The organism is Pseudomonas zanjanensis (assembly GCF_014268745.2).
Lineage (GTDB): Bacteria > Pseudomonadota > Gammaproteobacteria > Pseudomonadales > Pseudomonadaceae > Aquipseudomonas > Aquipseudomonas zanjanensis.
The window spans coordinates 91,692-115,396 of the sequence record NZ_JABWRB020000003.1; the positions used below are offsets into that span (position 1 = coordinate 91,692).

Annotated in this window: 18 protein-coding genes; 5 read left to right on the plus strand and 13 right to left on the minus strand. The window is 62.7% G+C overall.

Features of this window, described 5'->3' with window-relative positions:
- Nucleotides 1–7 precede the first annotated feature (7 nt).
- A complete protein-coding gene (locus tag HU715_RS20205; RefSeq protein ID WP_186706501.1) occupies nucleotides 8–883 on the plus strand; it encodes a metal ABC transporter substrate-binding protein in 876 nt (291 codons plus the stop codon).
- Nucleotides 884–970: 87 nt separating this feature from the next.
- On the opposite strand, the gene HU715_RS20210 is transcribed toward HU715_RS20205, so the two are convergent.
- On the minus strand, nucleotides 971–1,492 hold the full coding sequence (locus HU715_RS20210; RefSeq protein WP_060739953.1) for a DUF3617 domain-containing protein: 522 nt from the start codon (nucleotides 1,490–1,492) through the stop codon (nucleotides 971–973).
- Nucleotides 1,493–1,633: 141 nt separating this feature from the next.
- Between HU715_RS20210 and cls the strand changes: the two genes are divergently transcribed.
- The gene (cls, locus tag HU715_RS20215; RefSeq protein ID WP_186706500.1) at nucleotides 1,634–3,073 is read left to right on the plus strand and encodes a cardiolipin synthase; all 1,440 of its coding nucleotides are present in this window, start codon (nucleotides 1,634–1,636) and stop codon (nucleotides 3,071–3,073) included.
- Here the strand turns inward: cls and cfaB are convergent.
- The 5 genes from cfaB to hflK (HU715_RS20240) form a co-directional block, all read right to left on the minus strand.
- On the minus strand, nucleotides 3,070–4,257 hold the full coding sequence (cfaB, locus tag HU715_RS20220) for a C17 cyclopropane fatty acid synthase CfaB (RefSeq protein WP_186706499.1): 1,188 nt from the start codon (nucleotides 4,255–4,257) through the stop codon (nucleotides 3,070–3,072). The genes cls and cfaB overlap by 4 nt on opposite strands.
- A 183-nt stretch (nucleotides 4,258–4,440) precedes the next feature.
- Nucleotides 4,441–6,360 carry a heavy metal translocating P-type ATPase gene (locus HU715_RS20225; RefSeq protein ID WP_186706498.1) on the minus strand — a complete coding sequence of 640 codons (1,920 nt, stop codon included), beginning with the start codon at nucleotides 6,358–6,360 and terminating at the stop codon, nucleotides 4,441–4,443.
- Nucleotides 6,357–7,409: a protease modulator HflK gene (hflK, locus tag HU715_RS20230; protein ID WP_186706497.1), complete on the minus strand. Its 1,053-nt coding sequence runs from the start codon at nucleotides 7,407–7,409 to the stop codon at nucleotides 6,357–6,359. The genes HU715_RS20225 and hflK (HU715_RS20230) overlap by 4 nt, the downstream gene beginning before the upstream one ends.
- The gene (gene hflC / locus HU715_RS20235; protein WP_186706496.1) at nucleotides 7,406–8,446 is read right to left on the minus strand and encodes a protease modulator HflC; all 1,041 of its coding nucleotides are present in this window, start codon (nucleotides 8,444–8,446) and stop codon (nucleotides 7,406–7,408) included. The genes hflK (HU715_RS20230) and hflC overlap by 4 nt, the downstream gene beginning before the upstream one ends.
- Nucleotides 8,443–10,404 (minus strand): protease modulator HflK, encoded by a 1,962-nt coding sequence (gene hflK / locus HU715_RS20240; protein ID WP_186706495.1) that lies wholly within the window; start codon nucleotides 10,402–10,404, stop codon nucleotides 8,443–8,445. Before hflK (HU715_RS20240) ends, hflC begins: the two co-directional genes overlap by 4 nt.
- A 219-nt stretch (nucleotides 10,405–10,623) precedes the next feature.
- Between hflK (HU715_RS20240) and lpdA the strand changes: the two genes are divergently transcribed.
- Nucleotides 10,624–12,024 (plus strand): dihydrolipoyl dehydrogenase, encoded by a 1,401-nt coding sequence (gene lpdA / locus HU715_RS20245; RefSeq protein WP_186706494.1) that lies wholly within the window; start codon nucleotides 10,624–10,626, stop codon nucleotides 12,022–12,024.
- A gap of 178 nt (nucleotides 12,025–12,202) precedes the next feature.
- On the opposite strand, the gene HU715_RS20250 is transcribed toward lpdA, so the two are convergent.
- From HU715_RS20250 to HU715_RS20280, 7 genes are all read right to left on the minus strand, one after another.
- The gene (locus HU715_RS20250; protein ID WP_186706493.1) at nucleotides 12,203–14,353 is read right to left on the minus strand and encodes a hypothetical protein; all 2,151 of its coding nucleotides are present in this window, start codon (nucleotides 14,351–14,353) and stop codon (nucleotides 12,203–12,205) included.
- The gene (locus HU715_RS20255) at nucleotides 14,340–15,533 is read right to left on the minus strand and encodes a DUF3142 domain-containing protein (protein WP_186706492.1); all 1,194 of its coding nucleotides are present in this window, start codon (nucleotides 15,531–15,533) and stop codon (nucleotides 14,340–14,342) included. The genes HU715_RS20250 and HU715_RS20255 overlap by 14 nt, the downstream gene beginning before the upstream one ends.
- 167 nt (nucleotides 15,534–15,700) lie before the next feature.
- A complete protein-coding gene (locus HU715_RS20260) occupies nucleotides 15,701–16,525 on the minus strand; it encodes a class I SAM-dependent methyltransferase (protein ID WP_186706491.1) in 825 nt (274 codons plus the stop codon).
- Nucleotides 16,519–17,673 (minus strand): acyltransferase family protein, encoded by a 1,155-nt coding sequence (locus HU715_RS20265; protein ID WP_186706490.1) that lies wholly within the window; start codon nucleotides 17,671–17,673, stop codon nucleotides 16,519–16,521. Before HU715_RS20265 ends, HU715_RS20260 begins: the two co-directional genes overlap by 7 nt.
- Nucleotides 17,670–18,542 carry a class I SAM-dependent methyltransferase gene (locus HU715_RS20270; protein WP_225917674.1) on the minus strand — a complete coding sequence of 291 codons (873 nt, stop codon included), beginning with the start codon at nucleotides 18,540–18,542 and terminating at the stop codon, nucleotides 17,670–17,672. Before HU715_RS20270 ends, HU715_RS20265 begins: the two co-directional genes overlap by 4 nt.
- Nucleotides 18,539–19,831, minus strand: coding sequence for a glycosyltransferase (locus tag HU715_RS20275; RefSeq protein WP_186706489.1), 1,293 nt, complete (start codon nucleotides 19,829–19,831; stop codon nucleotides 18,539–18,541). Before HU715_RS20275 ends, HU715_RS20270 begins: the two co-directional genes overlap by 4 nt.
- Complete coding sequence (locus tag HU715_RS20280) at nucleotides 19,825–21,393, minus strand: glycosyltransferase (protein WP_186706488.1); 1,569 nt, start codon at nucleotides 21,391–21,393, stop codon at nucleotides 19,825–19,827. Before HU715_RS20280 ends, HU715_RS20275 begins: the two co-directional genes overlap by 7 nt.
- 429 nt (nucleotides 21,394–21,822) lie before the next feature.
- On the opposite strand from HU715_RS20280, the gene HU715_RS20285 reads away from it, so the two are divergent.
- Entirely contained in the window at nucleotides 21,823–22,737 is a 915-nt protein-coding gene (locus tag HU715_RS20285; RefSeq protein WP_186706487.1) for a GDP-mannose 4,6-dehydratase, read from the plus strand.
- Nucleotides 22,734–23,702, plus strand: coding sequence for a GDP-mannose 4,6-dehydratase (gene gmd / locus HU715_RS20290; RefSeq protein WP_186706486.1), 969 nt, complete (start codon nucleotides 22,734–22,736; stop codon nucleotides 23,700–23,702). The genes HU715_RS20285 and gmd overlap by 4 nt, the downstream gene beginning before the upstream one ends.
- Nucleotides 23,703–23,705 lie beyond the last annotated feature (3 nt).

Consider the following 23,705-nt stretch of genomic DNA (forward strand, 5'->3'; position numbering starts at 1 on the left):
TCTCCCGATGCGCGTTCTGCTCGTGCTACTCAGTCTGATGCTGTCCATGTCCCTGTCCGCCGCCGAAAAACTCCAGGTGGTGACCAGTTTCAGCATCCTCGCCGACATGACCCGGCAGGTCGGCGGTGAGCATATTCAAATCACCAACATGGTCGGGCCGGACGCCGATGCACACACCTACGAACCCACGCCAGACGATGCCAAGGCATTGCTCAAGGCAAAACTGATCATCAAGAATGGCTTGGGCTTCGAACCGTGGCTGGACCGCCTGGTGACCAGCACCGAAACCAGCGCCCCGGTGATCAGCGCCAGCCGCGGCGTTATCCCGCGGTCGTTGGATGAGGATGGCGAGACCATTCCCGATCCGCACGCGTGGCACAACCTGGCAAACGCCGAGCTGTACGTCAGCAACATCACCAAGGCACTGGAAGCGGCCGACCCGGCCAACAAAGCCGATTACGAACGCAACAGCCAGGCGTACCTGAAGAAGATCTACGCCCTGCTCGCCGAAGCCAAGGCCAAGCTCGGCGCATTGCCTGCCGGTAATCGCAAGATCGTGACGTCCCACGATGCATTCGGTTACCTGGGCCAGGCCTACGGCATCGAGTTCATGGCGCCCCAGGGTTTGTCCACCGAGCGTGAACCATCGGCGGCAGAAGTCGCGGCGCTGATTACCCAGATCCGGCAGGCGAAGGTCAAAGCGGTGTTCATGGAAAACATCAAGGACGCGCGCCTGCTCAAGCAGATCGCCGATGAGAGCGGCGCCCACATCGGCGGCACGCTGTACTCCGATGCACTCGCCGCCAGCGGACCGGCCAGTACGTTCACTGGCCTGTTCGAGTACAACCTCAATACATTGTATGAAGCCCTGAGTCGGCCTTGATCAGGTTGTGTAAGGGGGTATTAGGGCTGCTGCGCAGCCCAGCGGGAGCAAGCTCCCTCGCCACAGGGTTGCTGTCGCCTGAAATGGTCAGGCCCTTGGCTTGACCGTCCCGCAATCCTGCCCCAGCCACACCGCGCGCGTGTCGAGGCTGCCGTTCTGCTGGATGCCGGTGGCGTTAAAAGTACCGTTGACCTTGGTGGTGAATTCACGATCGCTCTGGAACGTAGCGACCCCATTCCCCTGGGCTTTCGGGCAACTGAAGCGAAACTTCCACTGATTGCCGGTGCGCTCGGTGATCTGCTGTTTGCAACCCGATTGCGGGTCTTGCAGCGGAATATCATTGGTCTGCACCTGCGCCGGGGTCAGGCACACGCGAATGCCTTTACCGCCCATGGTAATCCCCTGCTTTTCCAGCATCGCCCGTTGCTCCGGGGTCATCTGGGTTTGCAACTGGCCGAGGATCAGTTGCAGGTCCGGCAGGTTCTGGTTATCGACCTTCATGTTGCTGGTGGTCAATTCCCACAAACCCGGCTGGAGCATCTGCGCCTGAGCCGCCATCGGAACCGACAAACCCATCGCCAAGGCCACACCCAGCAGACGAACATTCATTGCACAAACTCCAGAGGACAAGTGGCCGTTAGACGCCACCGACAGGCTTCGGTTCAGGGCCAAGACCGGTGAATTAAATAGCGACATTCACCTTGGAACATGGTCTGTTAAGCATTGAAACTTCAGGAGCAAGGCTGCCCCATGGATTATTTCGGCCCGCATGTTTTCGGTTACCTGATCGCGCTGCTCCATACCCTGGGTTCCATCGCCGCCGTCCATGCTGTACTGACGGTGCGCACCGCCCAAGGCTCGATTGCCTGGGCCCTGTCGCTGACCTTCATTCCCTACCTGACGTTGATTCCATATCTGGTGTTCGGCCGCAGCACCTTCGATGGCTACATCAAGGCGCGCCGGCAAGCCAACGAGGAAATGCGCAAGGCGATCTCCGAGCTGAACTGGCGGCCGTGGGTTGAAGAAGCCCTGACCGCTCGCGCCTCCCAGGCCTACGCTTCATTACGGGCCATGCCGAAACTGGGGCGCGCACCGTGCCTGGCGAATAACCAGGTGCGGTTGCTCGTCAACGGCCATGCCACGTTCGAAGCGATTTTCCAGGCCATCGACCAGGCACGACAGGCCGTGCTGATTCAGTTTTTTATCATCCATGACGACCGCCTCGGTCAACGCCTGCAAACACTGCTCTTGAAAAAAGCCGCCGAGGGCGTGGTGGTGTATCTGCTCTACGACCGTATCGGCAGCCACTCCCTGCCCCACCGTTATGTGCAAGCCTTGCGCGACGGCGGCGTCCATGTAAAAGCGTTCGCTACCCGCAGTGGCTGGCTCAATCGGTTCCAGGTCAACTTTCGCAACCATCGCAAAATCGTGGTGGTGGACGGTGTGCAGGGGTTCGTCGGCGGGCACAACGTCGGTGACGAATACCTGGGCGAAAAACCACCCTTGGCGCCGTGGCGCGACACCCACGTCCAAGTGCGCGGGCCGGTGGTGGCAAGCATGCAGGAGTCGTTCGCCGAAGACTGGTTCTGGGCGGCCCGTTCGCTGCCTCCATTGATCCTGCCAGACAGCTACCCAGACGACGGTGTACTGTGCCAGTTGCTGGCCAGCGGCCCTGCCGATGACTATGAAACCTGCTCGTTGTTTTTTGTCGAGGCCATTCACGCCGCCAGCGAACGCGTGTGGATCACCACGCCATACTTCATCCCCGACGAAGCGGTGTTCGCCGCCTTGCGCCTGGCGGTACTGCGCGGCGTGGATGTGCGCATCCTGCTGCCCTCGCGGCCCGATCACAAGATCGTCTACGCAGCGTCCAGCCTGTATGCATTTGAAGCGGTTCGGGCCGGCGTGCGGGTGTTCCGTTATGCGCCGGGTTTCCTGCACCAGAAAGTGGTGCTGATCGACCGGGAAATCAGCGCCATCGGCAGTGCGAACCTGGACAACCGTTCGTTCCGCTTGAACTTCGAAGTCATGCTGCTCACCGTGGATATTCCGTTCGCCAGCGAGGTCGAGCAGATGCTTGAAGAGGACTTCGCCCAGGCCCAGGAAATCGACAAACAGGAAAGCCGGGAGACCCACCGCCTGCAGAAGATCGGCATGCGAATCGCCCGGCTTATTTCGCCGATTCTTTAAGGGACGTAAAGATCGTCCCGGGTCCAGGGTAACTCGTGACTGCCGTCGGCGTGTGCCTTCACCGCCAGGATCTGGTGCAGATTGATCCAGCCCTTGGCGAACGCGTAGGCGCAGCCGGCCAGGTACAGTCGCCAGATCCGTAACGCCTGCTCCGACACTTCCTTGGACGCCGCCTCAAGGTTGTCCTCCAGGCGTTCACTCCAGTGATCGAGGGTGCGTGCGTAGTGCATGCGCAGGCTTTCCACGTCGACAATCTCTAGCCCGGCTTCGCTGATCTGCGCGGAAATCATCGACAGATGCGGCAACTCACCGTTGGGGAATACGTACTTCTCGATGAACTCGCCAGCGCCGCGACCGACCGGACGCCCGTCGGTGTGCTTGGCGGTGATGCCATGGTTCATCACCAACCCGCCCTCTCGCACGGCGCCGAACAACGTCTTGCAGTACTGCTCAAGGTTGGCATGGCCGACATGTTCGAACATGCCGACGCTGACCACTTTGTCGAAGCGGCCGTCCTGGGGCAGGTCGCGGTAATCCAGCAGTTGCAATTCGACCTGACCCTCCAGGCCTTCGGCCTTGACCCGTTCCCGGGCCAGGGCCAACTGCGCCTTGCTCAGGGTGATACCGAAGACCTTGGCACCGAACTCCCGCGCGGCGTATCGCGCCAGACCACCCCAGCCGCACCCGACGTCCAGCAGGTAATCGCCTGGCTGCAATCGCAGCTTGCGGCAAAGATGACGGAATTTGGCCTGCTGGGCCTGCTCAAGGGTTTCGCTGCCCGTCTCGAAATAGGCACAGGAGTAGACCATGTCGCTGTCGAGCCACAGCTGATAGAACGCGTTGGAAAGATCGTAGTGGTAGGAGATCGCCTTGGCGTCGGTTTCCTTGTCGTGGACCGAACGTACCGGCTGGTTACCGGCATCATCCGCCACCAATGCCTGGCTCCATTCATCGCAGACCCGAATGACTTCGTGGATCGAACCTTCGAGTTCCAGCTTACCTTCGACAAACGCCGCCCCCAATGCGTCCAGGCTGGGGTGGGTGAATTGCGCGACCATTTGTGGGTCCTTGACCACAATCGTGACGCTGGGATCGGCACCCAATGAAAATTCATGGCCATCCCAGAGCCGCAGCCGAAGCGGGAGATGCAGATTCTGTAAGGCCGGTGGAAGTTGCGCGAGCATGGATAATCCCCCTTGTTTCAGACGTCTGAAATGAGGGTAGACCATGTTAGAAAAATAGCTGGCTATCGAATTTATAGCCTTTTTCTATCGCTGTCCCATAACACTCCCTGTGACGGGTAAGTCCGGCGGCGGTATGCCCTCTCCAACAGCAGACTGCGCGTGGAACGCACAGTTCGCCTGGAGCTATGCAACGGTGCCTTTCGCTTGGACCTTGAGCAATGGCTCATGGAAGCGCAGCAAGCGCCCGGCATTACCCAAGACTAGCAGCGTACTCAAATTGTGCAGCAACGCTGCGATCATTGCCCCCGCCGCGCCAAGCCAACCGAAAGCGGCAAAAGCAACGATGGCCAACGTCCAACCCAAGCCAATGATCACGTTGACCTGCAACGTGCGACGGCACTGGCGACTCAACCGCACGCAGGTGCCGAGGCGCCGCAGGTCGCTGCCGATCAACACGATGTCCGCCGACGCCAGGGCGATGTCGGCACCGCCCGCGCCCATGGCCACACCTACCACCCCGGCCTTGAGCGCCAGGGAATCGTTGATGCCATCGCCTACCACCATGGGGCGGAACCCATGGTCGATTTCAGCCATGACCCGTTCAAGTTTGTCTTCCGGCAAGGCCTGGGCTTGCACCTCGCTGATGCCGACGTCCCGGGCCAGGGCCGCGGCCACGCTCTGCCGGTCGCCGGTCAACAGCAGCTGGCGGCCCAGACCCAAGTCCCGCAGTTCAGCCATGGCCATCTGCGCCTCCGGCTTGACGCTGTCGGCCAGCAGCAGCCAGGCAAGAAATTGCCCGTCCAAGGCCAGCCCGGCAATCGGACCGTCGTGCTCAGGGATCGCCGATGTTTGAATGCCCAGCTGTGTAAACAATTCCGGCCGACCGAGGGCCGCTTCACCCTGTGCGGTCATGGCGACCACACCCAACCCTTGGCGCTCACGGATATCCGACAGCGGCAGGCCGTTTTCCTGTTCCACCAACCCCGCCAATGCACGACTGACCGGATGACTGCTGGCCGAACCCAGGCTGGCGGCCAATGGCAGCAACAACGATGCGTGGGCATCCTGGGCACGTTCGATGGATTGCAGGCGCAGCACGCCGTAGGTCAAGGTGCCGGTCTTATCGACCACCAATGAGGTCAGGTCCGCCAGCTCTTCCAGGAAGGCCGAGCTGCGGATCAGGATCCCGTGGCGCGCCGCCACCGCAATGCCGGCAATGGCCGTGGCTGGCGCCGACAGCACCAACGCGCAAGGACACGCCGCCACCAATACCGCCAACATCGCCTGGGCATCGTTGGTCACGAACCAAGTCACCGCCGCCAACAACAACACCAATACCAAATAGCTGCCGGCGTAGCGCTCCAACAAACGGGTAATGGGTGGCTTGGAACGTTCGGCGTTTTGCATCAGGGCAATGACTTTGCCCAGGGTGGATTCTTCGCCGGTGCGGGTCACTTCCAGGCGCAGCAGGCCATCCAGATTGATCGCCCCGCCATAGACCTCGGTGCCAACGACCGCCTCCAGCGGCACCGATTCACCGGTGATGGGCGCGGTGTCCAGGCTGGCCTGGCCAGACAACACCCGCCCATCGGCCGGCACTCGGTCGCCGGCGCGCACCTCGACGACATCGCCAGGCTGGAGAGTCGCGTTGTCGACATCAATGATCGAGCCATCGGCCTGCACTTTGCGACCTTGGCTGCGGGTCAATTGGCCAAGGGCATGGATCGCTTCCTGGGAACCAATGACACTGCGCTCTTCCAGCACATGGCCGAAGATCATGATGATCGGCAGTAACGCCGCCGTCAGCAGATCGCCAGTGGCCCAGGCGCCGAGCATCGCCAGGGCGATCAGTTGGTCAGTGATCCCGTGCAGGCTTGGGTAACGCAAGCTGTACCAGGCCGAACGCATCACCGGCACGGCCACCAACAGCGAGGCGACCCCCAACAGCAGTTGGCTGACACCGCTCTGCTCCGGCGACCAGCCGCGCCATGCCAGGCCCAATGCGAGCAAGCCGAGGGCGACCATTGCCAAGGTCAATTGCCGAGCTGCGGTGCGTTGTTCCGCCGAGGACAACATCGGTGCTGCGGGGGTTTGGGCGCTCATTGGCCGGCTCCCTGGATGATCAGACGAGAATCGTCTTTTGGGTCGACCGTGGTCACTGAACCGGCCTGTCGAAGGATGGCGGGCATGCGTTCGCGATACAGGCGCAGCAGCATTTGCGGATCACTGCCTTGGGTCTTCGCCAGGCCGAGCACCGTGGCCGTGTCGGCCGAAGCCCTGGCGAGCCGTTCGCTGGCCTGGGCATGGGCGACTTGCACGGCACGGTCTGCGTCTTGGCGAGCGGCCTGGGTGAGTTTTTCCGCTTCGGTGCGGGCGTTGGCAACGGCTTTGTCGGCCTGCTGGCTGGCGGTCAGCACCGCGTTGAACGCACTCACCGCCGGCCCCGGCAGACTCGATTGCACATCGACCCGCACCACTTCGATGCCCAGCCCCTGCCCTGTCGCCGCCAAATCAGCCAAGCGTCGGTTGATGCCTTGCACCAGATCACCCCGCAAGCGTTCGCGCCGTTCGGCGGCCTGGTTATCGCTGCCCATCAGTTCGGGGCGAGCCACCAGAATAGTGTCGAGGTCCCGGGCCGCCGTCAGCGCCACGGCACTGCGAGTCGTCAGCCGATCCAGTGCCGGCAGGACATGTTCGCCTTGCAAGACGAAAGCGTAAGGGTCGGTGACTTTGTAAAACACGCGCACATCCAGTTGCACCACGCCGGCATCACCGGTCAATAAATAACCAGAACCGGCCAACGCATCGCTGACCGGCGTGGCGAAACTGGCGACACGATCGGCTTGCAGGGCCGCATCCGAGCGCAGCAGGTTTTCCACCCGCCGCTCAAGCACCCGATCCGCGGCTGGGAGCAGGATCACTTGCTCCACGGGACGCGGCCACGCCAGTAAGAGACCGGCATTCTGGACGCGATCCAAGGCGCCAAAATGCAGGACCACCGCGCGATTCTGCGGATCGATTTGCCGCACATTGGAAAAAACCCAAGCCAACGCCGCCAACACCGTCACGGCGTAAAGCGCCAGGAACGCCAGGCGCCCGGCCTGGATCCACGGACTGGATAACTCGTTTGTTCCACGTGGAACCACACTCATGGTTGTGTTCCACCCTTGCCTTCCACGGAAGCAGGGCCGTCCACCAGCACACGGAATGGCGCGGCATCGGTGCGCAAAATGAGCTTGGTGCCAGGGCCGACGATGGTGCCCAAGGTGTCCAGCGAACGGAGCAAGTTGTAGAGCTGAGGGGAGCCAGCGTATGCCCGACCATAAATCTCGGCCGCTTCTACCCGGGACTGCGCTTCGATATCGGCAGCTTTCACCGTTGCATCAGCTTGCACCACCCGGGCATCACGTTCCGCGGCGGAGCGAATCTGCGCCGCTTCCCGCTTGCCGATGGCGGTGCGCTCGGTGGCGATCGTCTCGCGCTCGGCTCGCATGCGATCCACCGTTGCGGTCAGTGTCACAGAGGGCAAGGTCAAGCGCTCGATGCCGACTTGTAACACACGCACGCCGTAAGTAGTGAGCAATTGTTGATCGATCTGCTGACGCAGCTGGGCTTCGAAATCGGCGATGCGCACCTGGCTGGCATCGGTGTTGACCAGGTTCGCCAAGTCGAAACTGGCGGCCGTGGTTTCCAGCGCCGAGCCGACAAACGTGCGGATCTGTCGCGCCGCTTCGTCCGGTTGGTTCTGCACTGCGCGCATGAAACGCTGCACGTTGTCCGGATCACCCTGCACCTGCCAAGCCACATACGCCTGGACGATAATCCGCAGTCCGTCGCGGGTACCGACGTCCTGCAGGCCGCTGGATGTGGTACGCAATCGCAGGTCCACCGGGATCGCCGCCTCGAACGGCATCGGCCAGCGCCACCCCAGGCCGGGTTGCAGCAACACCCGGGCCGGATTACCGAAACGGGTGATGACCGTGGCCTCCCCCGAACGCACCTGCACCAGGCTCGCCGCCGCGACGGCAAATGCCACCAGCAGCGCCGCCCAGCCCATCCGTCGCCAAGGAAACGGACCGGCTTGCTGCGGATCGCCGTGAGGGTGGTGATGATGGCCGTGGTGATGACCGCCATGGCCGTGATCGTGACCGGCGTGGTCGTGGTGACCGTGTGAAGAGGACTGGCTCAATGGGCAGCTCCTGGTGAGGCAGGGTTACGCGGCGACGCGGGGTCGGCCGGCAGCGTGAAGGTACGCAAGTCGATGGTCGGCGCGTTGCCGCCGCCGCCCAGGCGATGATCGAGAATCAGCAACTGGGCATCGCCGAGGCCCTGGCTCAGTTGGCTCAAATAGTGTTCCAGCATAAAAGCGTGCCCCGCCGTGGCGTAGGCTTTGCGGTCGGCGCTGAAACGCAAATCGGCCGCCCGGGCGGTCGCGTTTATTTCCTGGGCCGTGGCAGTGGCCTGGTCATGGGCGATGCTGGCCTGCAACTGCGCTTGGTTGGTCTGTTCCGCCGCCGCACCACGCTCCCGGGCAATCAATGCTTGGGCGCCGATCTGCGCCGCCTGCACGCCGTGGTAGGCATTGGCTGCACCGGCCGGCGGATGAATCGCCTCCACCACCGTCGCCAGGATTTCCACACCACTGTCGAGCGACTGCAAATCCGCCTGCACGGCGCGACCAATTTCGTCGGCCAGACTGACACGGTCCGCACCCAGCAAACCATCCAACGTGCGCGAAGCAAATTCATGCACCAGGATGCGGCTAGCGGTGCTGCGGATCAGCGTTGGCACATCGGCGCTGTTGTAGGTCGCCGCCAATGCCGCGGCGTCAGTCAGGCCGATGCGATAGACAAACCGCACGTCCATGTTGACGATCTGGAAGCTCTGTTGGTCGGCACGACGGCTGGCAATGACCTGGGATTTGTCATTCACATGGCTGGCGTCCCACAACCGATTGGCAATGGCCGGCGCCGGGCCTTCCGCCGGCGCAGCCTCGACCACCGCCTGGTTATCCATGACGCTGGTCGCCAGCTCATGCACAACACCGTTCTCGACGTTGAGCACCCTGCCCCACGGCCAAGGCAACGCGACGTGCAAACCGGGGCCGAATACTTCTACCGGTTTACCGAAACGCTCATAGATGCCCCGCCCTTGCAGCGGCACCTCATGTACGCCCGTCAACAACCAGCCCACCAGCGCCACCAGCGCCAACACCGGCAAAAAAGCCCGGCGCATGTAGCTGAAGGCCCAGATCTGGCGCAGATCGATGCCAAAACGGTTGTGCAGCTCATGTTGCAAGGCCAGCAACGGTTGCGGCGGCCAGCGCAGCAGATCGGCGATGACGCTGCGCCCCAGCAGCGTCGGTTCCAGGCTGTCCCGGCGCGGAATAAACAACGACAGCACCGCGCGCAGCAACAACTCTGCCGCCACCAACCCTGGCAACAGCCCCATCAGTACCGCCAGGCGCAGCGGCCAGAGAGACGTTTCGGTGGCGAACAGCAAGCACAAGGCACCGAGCACCAGCCCGATGATCGCCACTCGGGTCAGTTGCGCCAGCGCCGGCGCTTCCGGCCATTGCGCCGTGGATTGCTGAGCCAATTGCCGCTCGAATACCAATAACCCGAACGCCAACAACAACGACAGCACCGCCCCCACACTGGCCGAGACCCCGAGGGTAGCAGCGGGCAGTTGCAAGTCCCAGGCTTGCTCCAGGCTCAGTAATGCCAGCACCGCCCAACCGGCCAGCCACAGCGCAGGCGCACCGATTTGCTTGAGCAGGCCGACCGAGCGTGCGCCGATGCGGTCCAGCAACCGCTCATACCAACCCAGGTTATCAACAGGCACGTTTTCAATCGGCAGGTTATCCACAGCCGGCAACAGCGCTTTGCTGCGCCATAACGTCACCCACCAGGCCGATTGCAAGCCTGCCACCAGCACCAGTAGCCCCGCGCCTTGGCTGACCAACAAGGCTGGCCACAGTGATTGCGGCGAAAACACCCCGATGAAAAACGCCAGTACCAGGCCCACGCCCGCCACGCTTCCCAAGGCGAAGGCGATCCGTTTCAGGCGGCGCCCTTGGAACGACGCTCGCTGAAAACGCGGCCATTCGGCGACTTGTGCCCCCTCGATAGCTAGATCGACTTGCATACCACCCCAGCACTTGTGGCGATCAAAATCCGGGCCCGTGGGCAGACGCCACCGACACTCTGTTATAGGTCGTTACCTTATAACGATTGCTGTGAAATTTCCGTTTTGAATTCTTCATGGCAAGGCCCCGCTGGCCGCTTGACTTAAGCCTTGACCGAAATCTCCGGAAACGCTCATATTACGAGCATAATTTTTCTCAGACCAAGCGGGAGAACAGCGATGAGCAACTACGACGTGGTCATTCTGGGCGGCGGCCCTGGCGGGTATAACGCGGCGATTCGGGCCGGGCAGTTGGGACTGAAGGCCGCCTGCGTCGAAGGCCGAGCCACCCTGGGCGGCACCTGCCTGAACGTTGGTTGCATGCCCTCCAAGGCGCTGCTGCATGCCTCGGAACTGTACGAAGCGGCCACAGGCGCGGAGTTCGCCAACCTGGGCATTGAAGTCAGCCCCACCCTCAACCTTGCGCAAATGATGAAGCAGAAAGACGACAGCGTGGCGGGCCTGACCAAAGGCATCGAGTTTCTGTTTCGCAAGAACAAAGTCGACTGGATCAAAGGTTGGGGCCACATCGACGGGCCGGGCAAGGTGACCGTCACCGCTGACGATGGGACCAAGGCCGAACTGAGCGCCAAGGACATCGTCATCGCCACCGGCTCGGAGCCCATGCCGCTGCCAGGCGTGACCATCGATAACCAACGCATCCTCGATTCCACCGGCGCCTTGTCCCTGGGTGAGGTGCCCCGGCATCTGGTGGTGATCGGTGCTGGTGTGATCGGCCTGGAACTGGGCTCGGTCTGGCGGCGCCTGGGCGCCCAGGTCACCGTGGTGGAATACCTGGATCGCATCTGCCCGGGCGTGGACGGCGAGGCTGGCAAGACCTTGCAACGGGCCTTGGCTAAACAAGGCATCCAATTCAAGTTGAGTGCGAAGGTCACCGGCGCCGCTACTTCGGCCAGCGGCGTGCAATTGCAGGTCGAACCGGCGTCGGGCGGAGAAGCACAGACACTGGACGCCGACTATGTGCTGGTCGCCATCGGTCGTCGCCCCTACACGCAAGGGCTGGGACTGGAGAACGTCGGGTTGAGCACCGACAAACGCGGCATGCTCGCCAACCAGCGTCACCGCACCGAAGCACCCGGCGTCTGGGTGATTGGCGACGTGACGGCCGGACCGATGCTGGCCCACAAGGCCGAAGACGAAGCCATGGCCTGCATCGAACAGATCGCCGGCAAGGCCGCCGAGGTCAACTATGGGCTGATCCCCAGCGTCATCTACACCCGTCCGGAACTGGCCAGCGTCGGCAAGACCGAGGAACAACTCAAGGCTGAAGGCCGGGCCTACAAGGTCGGCAAGTTTCCGTTCACCGCCAACAGCCGAGCCAAGATCAACCACGAGACCGAAGGGTTCGCCAAGGTCCTGGCCGATGAACGCACCGATGAAATCCTTGGCGTGCACCTGGTGGGCCCGAGCGTCAGCGAGATGATCGGTGAGTACTGCGTGGCCATGGAATTCAGCGCCTCGGCCGAGGACATCGCCCTGACCTGCCACCCCCACCCTACCCGCTCGGAGGCGTTGCGCCAGGCGGCCATGAATGTGGAGGGGATGGCGACGCAGATGTAGGAACAACGCAAAGCTGGAGCGAACAATCTTTTGTGGCGAGGGAGCTTGCTCCCGCTGGACCGCGAAGCGGTCCCCATCGTTTCCCAGGTCAGGCAGCGGACTCGCAAAATGACGGCCGCTGCGCAGCCGAGCGGGAGCAAGCTCCCTCGCCACAATTTGTGTTCGGCTGGCCGTTAGTTTAGCTGGCCGACATCCGCGCCTTGCGCCGGCGCCGGCTGATCAGCCCCAACCCCATTGCCACCACCAGCACGGCCCCACCCACTTGCAGCCAAACCTTGTAAGGCCGCAGCGTCGAGCGGATCGGGTCCAAGGCCTGGGTCACGTAGCGTTTGTTCGCCGAGCTGAAATCCGGTTCCTGGCATTGATGCCCGAAATCTCCGGCCCAAACCACATACGGACCGTCCTTCACATATCGCTGGTACAACGCGCTTTGCTCTTCAAGGCTGGAGTTGTATCCCACGGCTTTGCACAGCACCGCCGCAAACGCCTGACTGGTATGGGGCAGATAATCCGCCGCTTGGCTCGCCAGCGCCGTAGCGACAAACCGATAGTGGTAACGCACGTCCGGCTGCGCGGCGCTGGCCTGCTGGCGCTGCACTTCACCTTCGGCCACCAGCGGCCCGACCTTCAGCTCGACCGGTTCCAGGCTGTAGTTGCCGCCCAGGCTGGCGTAATCCGGCGCCATTTCGTAACCCAGCAGCTCCATGCCCCATTCGCGCGCCATCCGGGATGCGTAGTAGTAGGCCTCGGCCCGCCGGGTTGGCCACCATTTGGACTCTGCATCCTGGCGCAACTGCCCATAGACGCGGGCCTTGTTCTGCAGTTCTGGGTTATCGAAATAAGCCGGCGCCTCATCAAAGCGCCCTTCCCTCAGCAAACGCCGACCCAGCAGATTGCGCAGGCTCGCAGCCACGGGCAGCGGCACGTAGTTGTCTCGATCCGCCTGGCTCAACGCCGGTGGCGCCGGGACTTGGACGTCGACGTACTGCTTGAGCTCCTCCACCGTGAGCACCCGCTCGGCGACGGCGGCGGCGTCGTACCAATAGTTGCCCTGGCCGCGATAGAGCTGATCGAAGGCTTGCAGATAATCACCGCGCTGCAAGGCCAGGATTGCGCTTTCACCCTCGACCCGGCACTTGGGCTGCACCGACTCGTAGTTCCAATCCGGTGTGCGACGGTTGCCCCAGGACTCATCGTTCGGAAAGGCCTGGGCAGCCTTGGCATAAGCTGCCGCCGCGGCCGCCTTGTCGCCATCGCGCAAGGCCAGCTTGGCGCGCAGCCACCAGGCCAGGCCTGTGTTGGCAGCCTTCTGCACAAATGCCTGGGCGCTGGCGTAATCGCCGTGCTGGTAACTCACCGCCGCCAAACGGTCGGCATCGTCCAGGTTGTCCCGAGCGTTGGCCTGTAACAGCTTGACCAGCCTTTTCTCACCCGACGGTTCTTCACCGTCCCACCAGCCGACGCGGCTGAGCAGATAGGCGGTGACCAGTCGTTGCACCGACTTGGTCTTGAGCAATTCACTCAAGCGTTCATCTGGCTGAACGCTCAAGCCTTGTGCCAATTGCAGCAACGAGCTGTAGCCGACCGGTGAGCCTTGCAGGTTCTGGATCGCGTACAGGCCGATGGCGCTGTCCCAGTCGTCTGCGGTGTAGGCCACCCGGGCTTCTTCACCGAGGCTGGCAATACCCAGTTCCAACGGATCGCTGAAGCCAGCAATGCTCATTTCCCGGGCCTGGCGAAACGCTGCGCGCGCCTGGTCCTGCAAGGCCACGGGGTCGCCACTGCCCGCCTCGGTGCTCACGGCGAACAAGGCCCGTCCCAGGGAATACGCAGCCCAGGTGCTGCGCAACCGACGTTGATCAGCCGGCAATGCCAGCAATTGCTGGAAGGCCTCCACGGCGCGCTGATGTTCACCGACATTAAAAGCCGCCGCGCCGAGCGCATATAGGCGCAATTCATCCGGTAGCTTGGCCGCTTCAGCCGCCACCTGGTCGATGTCAGTCAACGCGCGCAAGCGCTCCACCACCGCTTGTTGCGGCGGTGTCAGGCCAATCTGTTCGGCCTTGGTGCGTTGCTCCACGTAGGAAGGCAGGTCGTCATAGCTGTAGTCCGGGTTGCGCGTCGCCTCGGTGGCCGGCTTGAGTCCGGCAATCGCCTGGCCGAGACGGCTGACCTCGAAGCGAAAGCTGCCCTCGGGCAATTCCGCCAGCGTCTGGGCGCGGTTATCCAGCAGGCGCATCGGGAAATCCGGCCCGCAGGCCAGCACCGGGCCCAACGGCAGGCACAGGCTCAGGCACAGCAGGTGACGAGGCCACTCACGGGTAAACATTGAAACCTCCTTGGTCGATTTTCGTACAGCGCGCCCAGCCGATTGCCCGTTGGCTACCCGCCGCCAAGCGGCCTTCCTGAATGCGGGTGAAGGTAAGCAGTCCGGGGGTTTGTTGCAACGTATAACCAGCCAGGGCATCGACACCGTCACAGGCGCCGACCGTCAGCGTCAGGCGCTGGGGCCAGGGACTGTCGAGATTGCCCTGGTTGACCAGGCGGATATCGTACAAGCCGTCCTGCTGCTGCCACTGCAACGCCAGGCGACTGTCCAGATGATCGCCCCGAGCGACAGCACCGAGCGTGGTCAGGCTCCATGCCCGCCGGTCACCGGCCAAGGGCAGGCGAAACCAGATCAGCCCGGCAAGATGTTGCGGCGGAGCGGCCCGCAAATCTGCCGCAAGCCCGGCCACTTGCTGCGGATCGGCCAGCAATTCCTGACGCTCGCCGCCGCGGTCGATCGGCACTTCACTTTCCACCACCGGCATGCCGCTCTCCTGGGTCAGCAGCGCCACGCCGTAGGCCGGCAGGGCCAGGTAAAACGGCCGCGAGGTGAGTTCACCCCAGCGTTGCGCCCAGCGCCGGGCCTGTTTCGGATCGAACAGGCCTTGCCGTGGATCACTCACCGCGTGGACCTGCAGCACGCTGCTGTCCACCGTTTCCAGCAACCCCGGCAATGCGGGGCTGTCGAGCCAGGCCGGTAGCGCCGTGATGCTGAGCCGCAGATTGGCCGGCAGGCTGTGCCGCAGTTGGCCGAGGAATTGTCCATAGGCCGGCAACCGCGCATTGCCAGCATCGTGGTCGATCTCCACGCCCACTGGGGTCAGGCCTTGGGCTTGCCAATCGCCCAGCACTTGCTGGATTTGCCCGATGATTTCGTCCTGGTCCAGGGCCTTGAGCTGGCCGTCCAGGCGAATCACGGCGATCAGCGGACGGCCGTCCGCCTTGAGCAAGGCCGGATCGATCCGCGCACGACGCCAGCCCGCCCCGGGGAACGCCTGCAACGCCAGCACCCGCAACGTAGAAAAGTCACCCTGGCTTTGGCGCAGCGCCAGCCCGTGGGCCGGGGTCCATTGGCGTTGCCAGATATAGAGTTGTTGATCGAGGGCCGGCGCCGGAGATTGTTCGCAGCCCCCTAGAAGCAACGCGGCGAGGGCCAGGGCGAGCCGGGAAAGAAACGTCATGAAGCCTTACCATCCATAAAAGTCTGGCAGATTACGCCCCCCGGATCCTGGCGAATATCTGTGGCGAGGGAGCTTGCTCCCGCTTGGGTGCGCAGCGCCCACCGAATGGGGGTCGCTTCGCAACCCAGCGGGAGCAAGCTCCCTCGCCACAAAAGGCGCCCTTGCTGCTAGGAGAGCGCGCCAGGCTTACGCGCAATAATCACCTGACTCTTAGCCACCACCGCGTCCAGCGCCTGCTTGATCTGCACCCCACGCGGCGAATTCAGCACGGCTTGCCAAGTGTCGGCCCAATGCTTGAGTAACGGATGGTCGGGGTTGCTGAAATCAACCTTGGCCTCCCAGAACAACAGCATCCACATCGACCAATAGAATCCGTATTGGCTGTGGCTCAACACTTCCAAGCCGGCCTCGCTGACCATCGCCTTGAACTGCTCTTCGCTGATGATGCGAATGTGGTTGGGCTTGCGGAAGTACTCCGGCGCGGCGATGTCCTTTTGCAGGTCTTCGGAACTGGGGTGCGGCACGCTCAGCAGGTACAGCGCACCGGGCTGGCCGACCCGCACCAGCTCGGCGAGGAATTGCGCCGGGTCGTCGACGTGCTCGATGACTTCGGTGGATACCACCCGGGTGGCCGTGGCGTCGGCAATCGGCAGCGGGTTGCAGTCGGTCACGTGGCACTCGACTTCGCGCGCGGGGGTGTCGCTCAAGCGCTGGCGAGTGGCTTCGACCTTGGCTGCGTCGATGTCGGCGATGATGATCTTCGCCCCACGCATCGCGCAGTAATGCACATTACCACCGTCGCCGCAGCCCACGTCCAGCAGCGTGTCTTCAGGCGTCACCGGGAACCCCGTGAACAGTTCGCCGGTTTGCTGGTTGAACCAGCCGCTGAGCATCGCATCGTGCAGCCCGAGCATATACGGGTCGACTTTCTCGGCGGCCGGCTCGGCGGGCGCGGGCAGGCCCGTGGTGAGTTTCTTCAAAAGGCTCAGCATGTCGGGGCTCCAGGAAGAGGAAGGACGGTTCGGGCGGCGGACAGGCGTTCAACCAGCCGGGCACCACGGTTGCGCATGGGCATTTCGACCCAGCGGTAATTGAGTTCGCTCAACAGCCCGATCAATAACAACGCACACGCCAGGGCCGGCCAGGGATGGCTTGCCGGGTCCGGCGAGCCCAAGGGGGCGAAACGAAACCACAATTCGCGCAGCAGGAAAAACACCGGGATGTGGATCAGGTAGATCCCATAGGAACGACTGCCCACCCAAGTCAGCGCCGTTTTCAGTCGACCGCGGGGCAACAGATAATCCCGATCATACGAGGCCACCCAGACCAGCACGGCGCTGAGCACGGCAATGACCCCGAGACGGTAGAACGACAAATTGAAGTGCTCGGTGGCGATCCAGGCCATCACGCTGCCAAGGCCCAGCACCAGCAGCAGGCCCAAGGGGGGGCGGCGCAACCACGTGGGCTCGAAGCGCCAGTAGCTGGGCCGCAAGCTCCAGATCGACAACAACACACCCAGCGCCAAGGCATCGGTACGAATCACCGACAACCACAGCGCCCGCCAAGTGAAGAATTGCACCAGCACCACCGCCAGCAACACCCACACCAGATAGCGACGCGAGACGAACACCAGCAACGGCAGGATCAGATAGAACTGCTCTTCCAACGACAGCGTCCAGTACACGAAGCTTGCGCCGTATTCGTACTGCATGAACGCATCGGCAAAACGCAGGTTGGCGAATTGCAGGAAACCGGCCAGCGTCGCCTGCAGGTTGGCCTGCACGCTGCCAAACGCGCCGGAGCGGTTCAGGAAGAACACCGCGAACAGCACCAGTAGCAGCCAGAGCCAGGCCGACGGCAACAGGCGAAACGCCCGGCGAATCCAGAAGTCCCGGGTGATGGCCCAGAATTGCCGGGGATTGTCGCAGCGCCGCAACTGCGGGATCAGGCTGCGTCCGATGACAAACCCGGAAATCGCGAAGAACAGGTCCACGCCCCACCACAGCTGGAAACTGTCGGCCAGGGCCGCCAGGCGCGGCCATCCGCCAGGAAATGGCATGCCTTGCAGGTGATGGAACAACACGCCGATCACCGCAACAGCGCGCAACAACTCGATGTCCATGATCCGCTTGCTGCTCATGAAGGACTCCCGGAAGAACGATCGGGTTTACGCGCGATGATGACCTGGCTCTTGGGCATGAACCGGTCCAGCCCCTGCTTGATCGCCAAGCCGTCGGGCTGCGCCAGCAGGTCCTGCCAGAGGCTCGCCCAGCGCTCCATCAACGGTGGGTACGGCGCCTGGATACGGTCGCGCACGGCCCCCTCGAGGTCCCGGCCCGCCGCCCGTTCGCTGGCCCAGAAGAAAATCATGCCCATGACCCAGAAAAATCCGCTGGCCTGACGATGCTCGATCACCAGCCCGGCGTCTTCCACCAGCGCGGCGAATCGTTCGGCAGTGAAAATCTGTACATGGTTGGGCGCTTGAAAGTAGCCCGGCGGCGCGATGCCTTGCTGCAAATGCTCGCCCACCGAGGCCGGCACGCTGAGCAGGTACTGCGCCCCGGGCCGGCCCATGCGCACCAGTTCGGCCATGAACGGCGCTGGATCAGGGATATGCTCCAGCACTTCCATGCAGACGATCTTGTTCGCACAGCCATCGGCCAGGGGCAGCGGCAGGCTGTTGCTGACCAGGCCCAAGAACGGCGCGGCGGCCTGGGCTTCGACCTGGCGGGCGAGGTCGCGCACCTTGTCCTGTTCGCTGTCGGTAAAGATCACGGACGCGCCCTGGCGCATTGCAAACAGGGTTGCCACGCCTTCGCCGCAGCCGACATCCAGCAAAGTATCCTCGGCCGTGATGGCAAAGCCCTTGAGCAATTCACCGGTTTCACTGCAAAACCAACCGTCGAGCATCGCGTCGTAGAGGCCGGCATCCCGGGGCGAAACGGCCGCCGTCGGCGGTGGCGAGGGTTCGACCGGAGGCCTGAGCCCGGCCAGCCATCGGCGGATCATGGTTGCTGCGCGTTCCGACGCCGCTCGGGTATGGCTTCGAAAAACGCCTGCAAACGCTGCTCGGCATTGGCCTGGCTGCAGAATTTTTCCAGGCTGCGCACGGCGTGGGCCGACATCCGGCGATAACGCTCGGGGTCGTTTTTGGCCACGTCATAACTGGCGCGATAGGCCAAACACAGCGAATCCCAATCAGTGACATACCGCAGGGTGCGGTACGCGGCACGCGGGTCGTGGGGCCAGGCGGTCAATTCCTCGGTCGACTCCACTATGAAGGCGTTGTCAGGGTCGATGTAGTCGGCCATCGCCGTGTTCAGCGGTGCAATCGCCGGACGGCCGCACGACATGAACTCCATCAACGGCAGGCACTGCCCTTCGCCGTAGGAACTGTTGACCACGTACCGTGTGGCTTCCACCAGCCGTTCGTAGTCCGCGTCCGCCAGGTAACCGTGTATCAGCACGATGCGACAGCGGTACGACTGGTTCTTGTAGACATGGTGGAGCATGTCGGTCAGCGCGGCGCTGACGTCGTGATGAGTCAGCTTGAGCACCAAGGTTGCGTCGGCAACGTCGCGAAACGTCGTGCAAAACGCGCTGATCATGTCCTTCCAGTTCTTGCGACCGTCGTAAGGATTGAACACGGAGGTGTAAATCACACCGTCCAGCAGTAACTCGCAATCCTCGGCCGGGCCGTCCAGCACCAGCGGCATACCGGCCTGATGCGCCGGTGGGCCATACGGCCGCAGGTCGGTGGTGCGGCTGTCGATCAACAGGCCGTGCAATTGCAGGCGCATGTGATCCACTGTCGGCCGCTGGGCCAGCGCCGCCCCACGGGCGGCAAAGCGGTCCCATACCGGCGCGGCGACGGCGGCGATGGGGAAGTCCGCCCCCATCACCTCGCGAACGGTTTTGACCGTGAAGCTGGAATGGGTGATCGCCATGCCGGTTGCGCCCAGGACCACCCGCCAATCGTGCCGGGGCTCGCCCTGCCAGCTTTCGGTGGGGATGGTGCTGAACTCCCAGGCAAACACCGGGATCGTCGGACAGGCGTAGTGGGCGGCGGTGCGGTGCGGCGGTGAAAACGACAGGAATACGCAATCCTCGCCGCGCCCCAGGCAATCGGCATAAAGCGGGTCGACCTCTTCGTCAGGTCGAGTCACTTCGACGACCTGCCCCAACCGCTCCAGCACCGGGCGGAACTCCTTGAGCACGAAGTAATAGCTGTACTCGGGCTTGCCGAGGTTTTCCAGGATGTTGCTCTGGTTGGTTTCCGAATAAATGATGATCAACATGAGGCGGTACCTGCCTGGGCCACCCGCGACAGCCCTTCATCACAGCCTGGCGCCGCCAGGAAATCCGCCAGGCGCTGCTGCACCGGGGCGAACCCGCAATAGCGGCGCATCCGCTCGCTCGCGGCAATGGCCATGGCCTGGTAGGCCTGCGGCTGGTGCTTGGCCATGGCGTAGCTCTGTTCATAGGCGAGTTTCAATGAACCCCAGTCGGGCCGATGGCGCAGGGTGCGATACAAGATGCGCGAGTCTTCCGGCCAGATCGTGGGTTCGCGGCTGGACTTGACGATGAAGGCTACTTCGGTATCGATGTAGTCGCGCATCGCCGTGTGGTCCGGCGCGATGGCCGGGCGGGCGCAGGACATGAATTCCATCAGCGGCAGGCACAGGCCTTCGCAACGGGACGCGTTGACGTAGAAACTCGCCGCGCCATACAGCCGGGCGAACTGTTCGTCCTCCAGGTAACCGTGCATCACCACCACCCGGCAACTGAATGGCGACAGCTGGGACAGCAGCGTCAGCAGCTCGACGTAGTAGGTCGACAGATCGTTCTGGGTCATCTTCAGCACCAGCGTGGCGTCTTCGACGTCGCGTAGCGCCCAACAGAAGGCGGTGATCAACTGATGCCAGTTCTTGCGACCGTCATCGGGGTTGAACACGCTGACGTACACCACCCCGCTGACTTGGGTCTCGACCACTTGGCGGGTGTCCGGCAGGACGGCCTGGGGATGTTCCGAGGGTACTGCCTCGACAGTCAGCGACGGCCCCCGCAGGATCCTGCTGACCGCAACGCGAACCGGCACCGGAATCAGGTCGCGGACCGCCTCGCGGTACCAGCTCAACAGGTTGTGCTTGAACAGCCACACAGGGCCCTGCTCGGCCTCGCCGGTGAAGACGCGGATGGCTTCGCGCAGGTAATGACGGGAAATGGATGCGCGCCGCCGCCAAGTCAAGGGCTGCGGCTTTGAGGCCAGGGCCGGCGACTCTCCAAGGATCGGCGCGATCAAGCCATCCGCCGACAACCCGAGGGGCCGACTGTCGATGATGCAACCCTTGATCTGCAAGGTCGTTCCGGGGTTGATCGGCCGGCTTGGGTGTTGCTCACGAACCGCCGCGAAACGCTCCCACAGTGGCGTGGGCAACACCAACACTGGGAAATCCTCGCCCAACGTCCGACGGATCGCCTCGGCCGTGTGGCTGGACAGGGTAATCACCCGGCCATGACGGGCCAGCGTGCGGCTCCAGTCATGCCGCGGGTCGTCATCCCAGTGCTCGGCCGGGATCGAATCGAACTCCCAGGCCACTACGCAGACCATCGGGCACAGCAAGTCGAGCGGGGTCTTGTGCGGGGGGGAAAACGAAAGGAACAAGCAGTCCTGTCCGGCCTGCCGCAACGTCTGATAAAGCGGATCGACCTCGGCGACCGACGACACCACATGCACCGGCCCCAGGCTTTCCAGTACGGGACGATAGGCCTTGAGCACGAAGTAATAGCTGTACTCAGGGCGGCCGAGGCTCTGGCTGATGGAGTGATCGTTTACGTCCGAGTAAAGAATGAAATTCATGGCATCCCATCATGGCGCCGCCATCCCGGCAGCCCCAACTTCATGACGGTCGAGTCACGCATCGAGCCGGCCCGGGAGCCGCCACGCGTCGTTCATCTTGCTACCCGTCTCGTTCTTGTTTTTTTATGGTCCCGTCCCTTGCGGTTTGATCCGAAGATCGGAACCAGGGGCAAGTGTGACGAGGGGCATTCTAAACACATCCGCCAAGGGTTCGTGAACCGCTCGATGTGAATAAACCCGCTATAAATATGAGAACTGGTCAGTCACGGTTTGCGCTGTTGAAATTGCTGCGAAATTGGCACAGATTGGCAACCAAACAACTATAACAAATGCTTCGCTAAGCTGATCGTTGAGTGACTTTTCCCCGATCTTACGGAAATTTCCTACTCCATTCGCGATAGACGAAGTCACCGTAAAGAGGGCTGGTGCTTGAAAAAACGTCTGTTCGTTACGGGCCTCAGCGGTTTCGTTGGACGTCACCTCAAATCTCGACTGCATGGTCATGATTCGGCCTGGCAGGTGATGCCTGTCGCCGCGCGCTACGACCTGACGGATGCCAAGACCCTGGAGGGCCTCTGGCCCGAGGTTCCCGACGCTGTGATCCACCTGGCGGGCCAGACCTTTGTCCCTGAAGCCTTCCGCGACCCGGCACGCACCCTGAACATCAACCTGTTGGGCACCTTGAACCTGCTTCAGGCCCTCAAGGCCCGGGGGTTCACCGGCACGTTCCTGTATGTCAGCTCCGGTGACGTCTATGGTCAGGTCAGCGAAGACCGGCTGCCGATTACCGAACTGCAAGCACCCGCCCCACGCAACCCGTACGCCGTGAGCAAGCTGTCGGCCGAACTGCTGAGCCTGCAATGGGGCATGAGCGAAGGCTGGCCGGTGCTGGTGGCTCGCCCGTTCAATCACATCGGCCCCGGCCAGAAGGACAGCTTCGTCATTGCCAGCGCCGCCCGGCAAATCAGCCTGATCAAGCTGGGCCTGCAACCGGCCCGGTTGCAGGTGGGCGATATCGACGTGACCCGCGACTTCCTCGATGTCGGCGATGTGATTTCGGCCTACCTGAGCCTGCTGGAAAAAGGCGCCCCGGGGCAGGTCTACAACATCTGTTCGGGTCGCGAGCAGAGCATTCGCAGCCTGATCGAACAACTGGGCGATATCGCCCAGGTCGATGTGCAACTGATCCAGGACCCTGCGCGTCTTCGCCGCGCAGAACAGCGTCGCGTCTGTGGTAGCCCTGCCAAGCTACGACAGGCCACCGGATGGACGCCCGAAACAACAACACAACAATCCTTGCGGGCGATCCTGTCCGACTGGGAGATACGGGTACAACAAGAATGAAAAGTGCATTGATCACAGGGATCACCGGCCAGGACGGCGCGTATCTGGCCAAGTTGCTGCTCGACAAGGGTTACAAGGTCCACGGTCTGGTGGCGCGACGCAGCAGCGACTCGCGCTGGCGGCTGCGAGAGATGGGCATCGAACAAGACATCGTTTATTTGGACGGTGACATGGCCGACGCCTGCTCGGTGCAGCGGGCGGTGATCAAGTCGGCGCCGGACGAGGTGTATAACCTGGCCGCGCAAAGTTTCGTCGCGGCCTCCTGGGACCAGCCGGTGACCACCGGCATCGTCGACGGGCTGGGGGTCACCCATCTGCTCGAAGCCATTCGCCAGTTCAGTACGCAGACCCGTTTCTACCAGGCCTCCACCAGCGAAATGTTCGGCCTGATCCAGGCCGAGCAGCAGGACGAGCACACCCCGTTTTACCCACGCAGTCCCTATGGCGTCGCGAAACTGTACGGCCACTGGATCACCGTCAATTACCGGGAAAGCTTCGGCCTGCATGCCAGCAGCGGCATCCTGTTCAACCACGAATCACCGCTGCGCGGCATCGAGTTCGTGACCCGCAAGGTCACCGACGCCGCCGCGCGCATCAAGCAGGGCAAGCAGCAGGAGTTGCGCCTGGGCAATATCGACGCCAAGCGCGACTGGGGCTTTGCCGGCGATTACGTCGAGGCCATGTGGCTGATGTTGCAACAGGACACCCCCGACGATTACGTGGTAGCCACTGGCGTCACCACCACCGTGCGCGAAATGTGCAGGATTGCCTTCGAACATGTGGGGCTGGACTACCGCGACTTCGTCAAGATCGACCCGGCGTTTTTCCGCCCGGCCGAAGTCGAGGTGTTGCTCGGCAACCCAGCCAAGGCCCAACGCGTCCTGGGCTGGAAACCCCGGACTGACCTCGACACCTTGATCCGCATGATGATGGATGCGGACATGAAACGCGTCGCCAAGGAGTAGGCC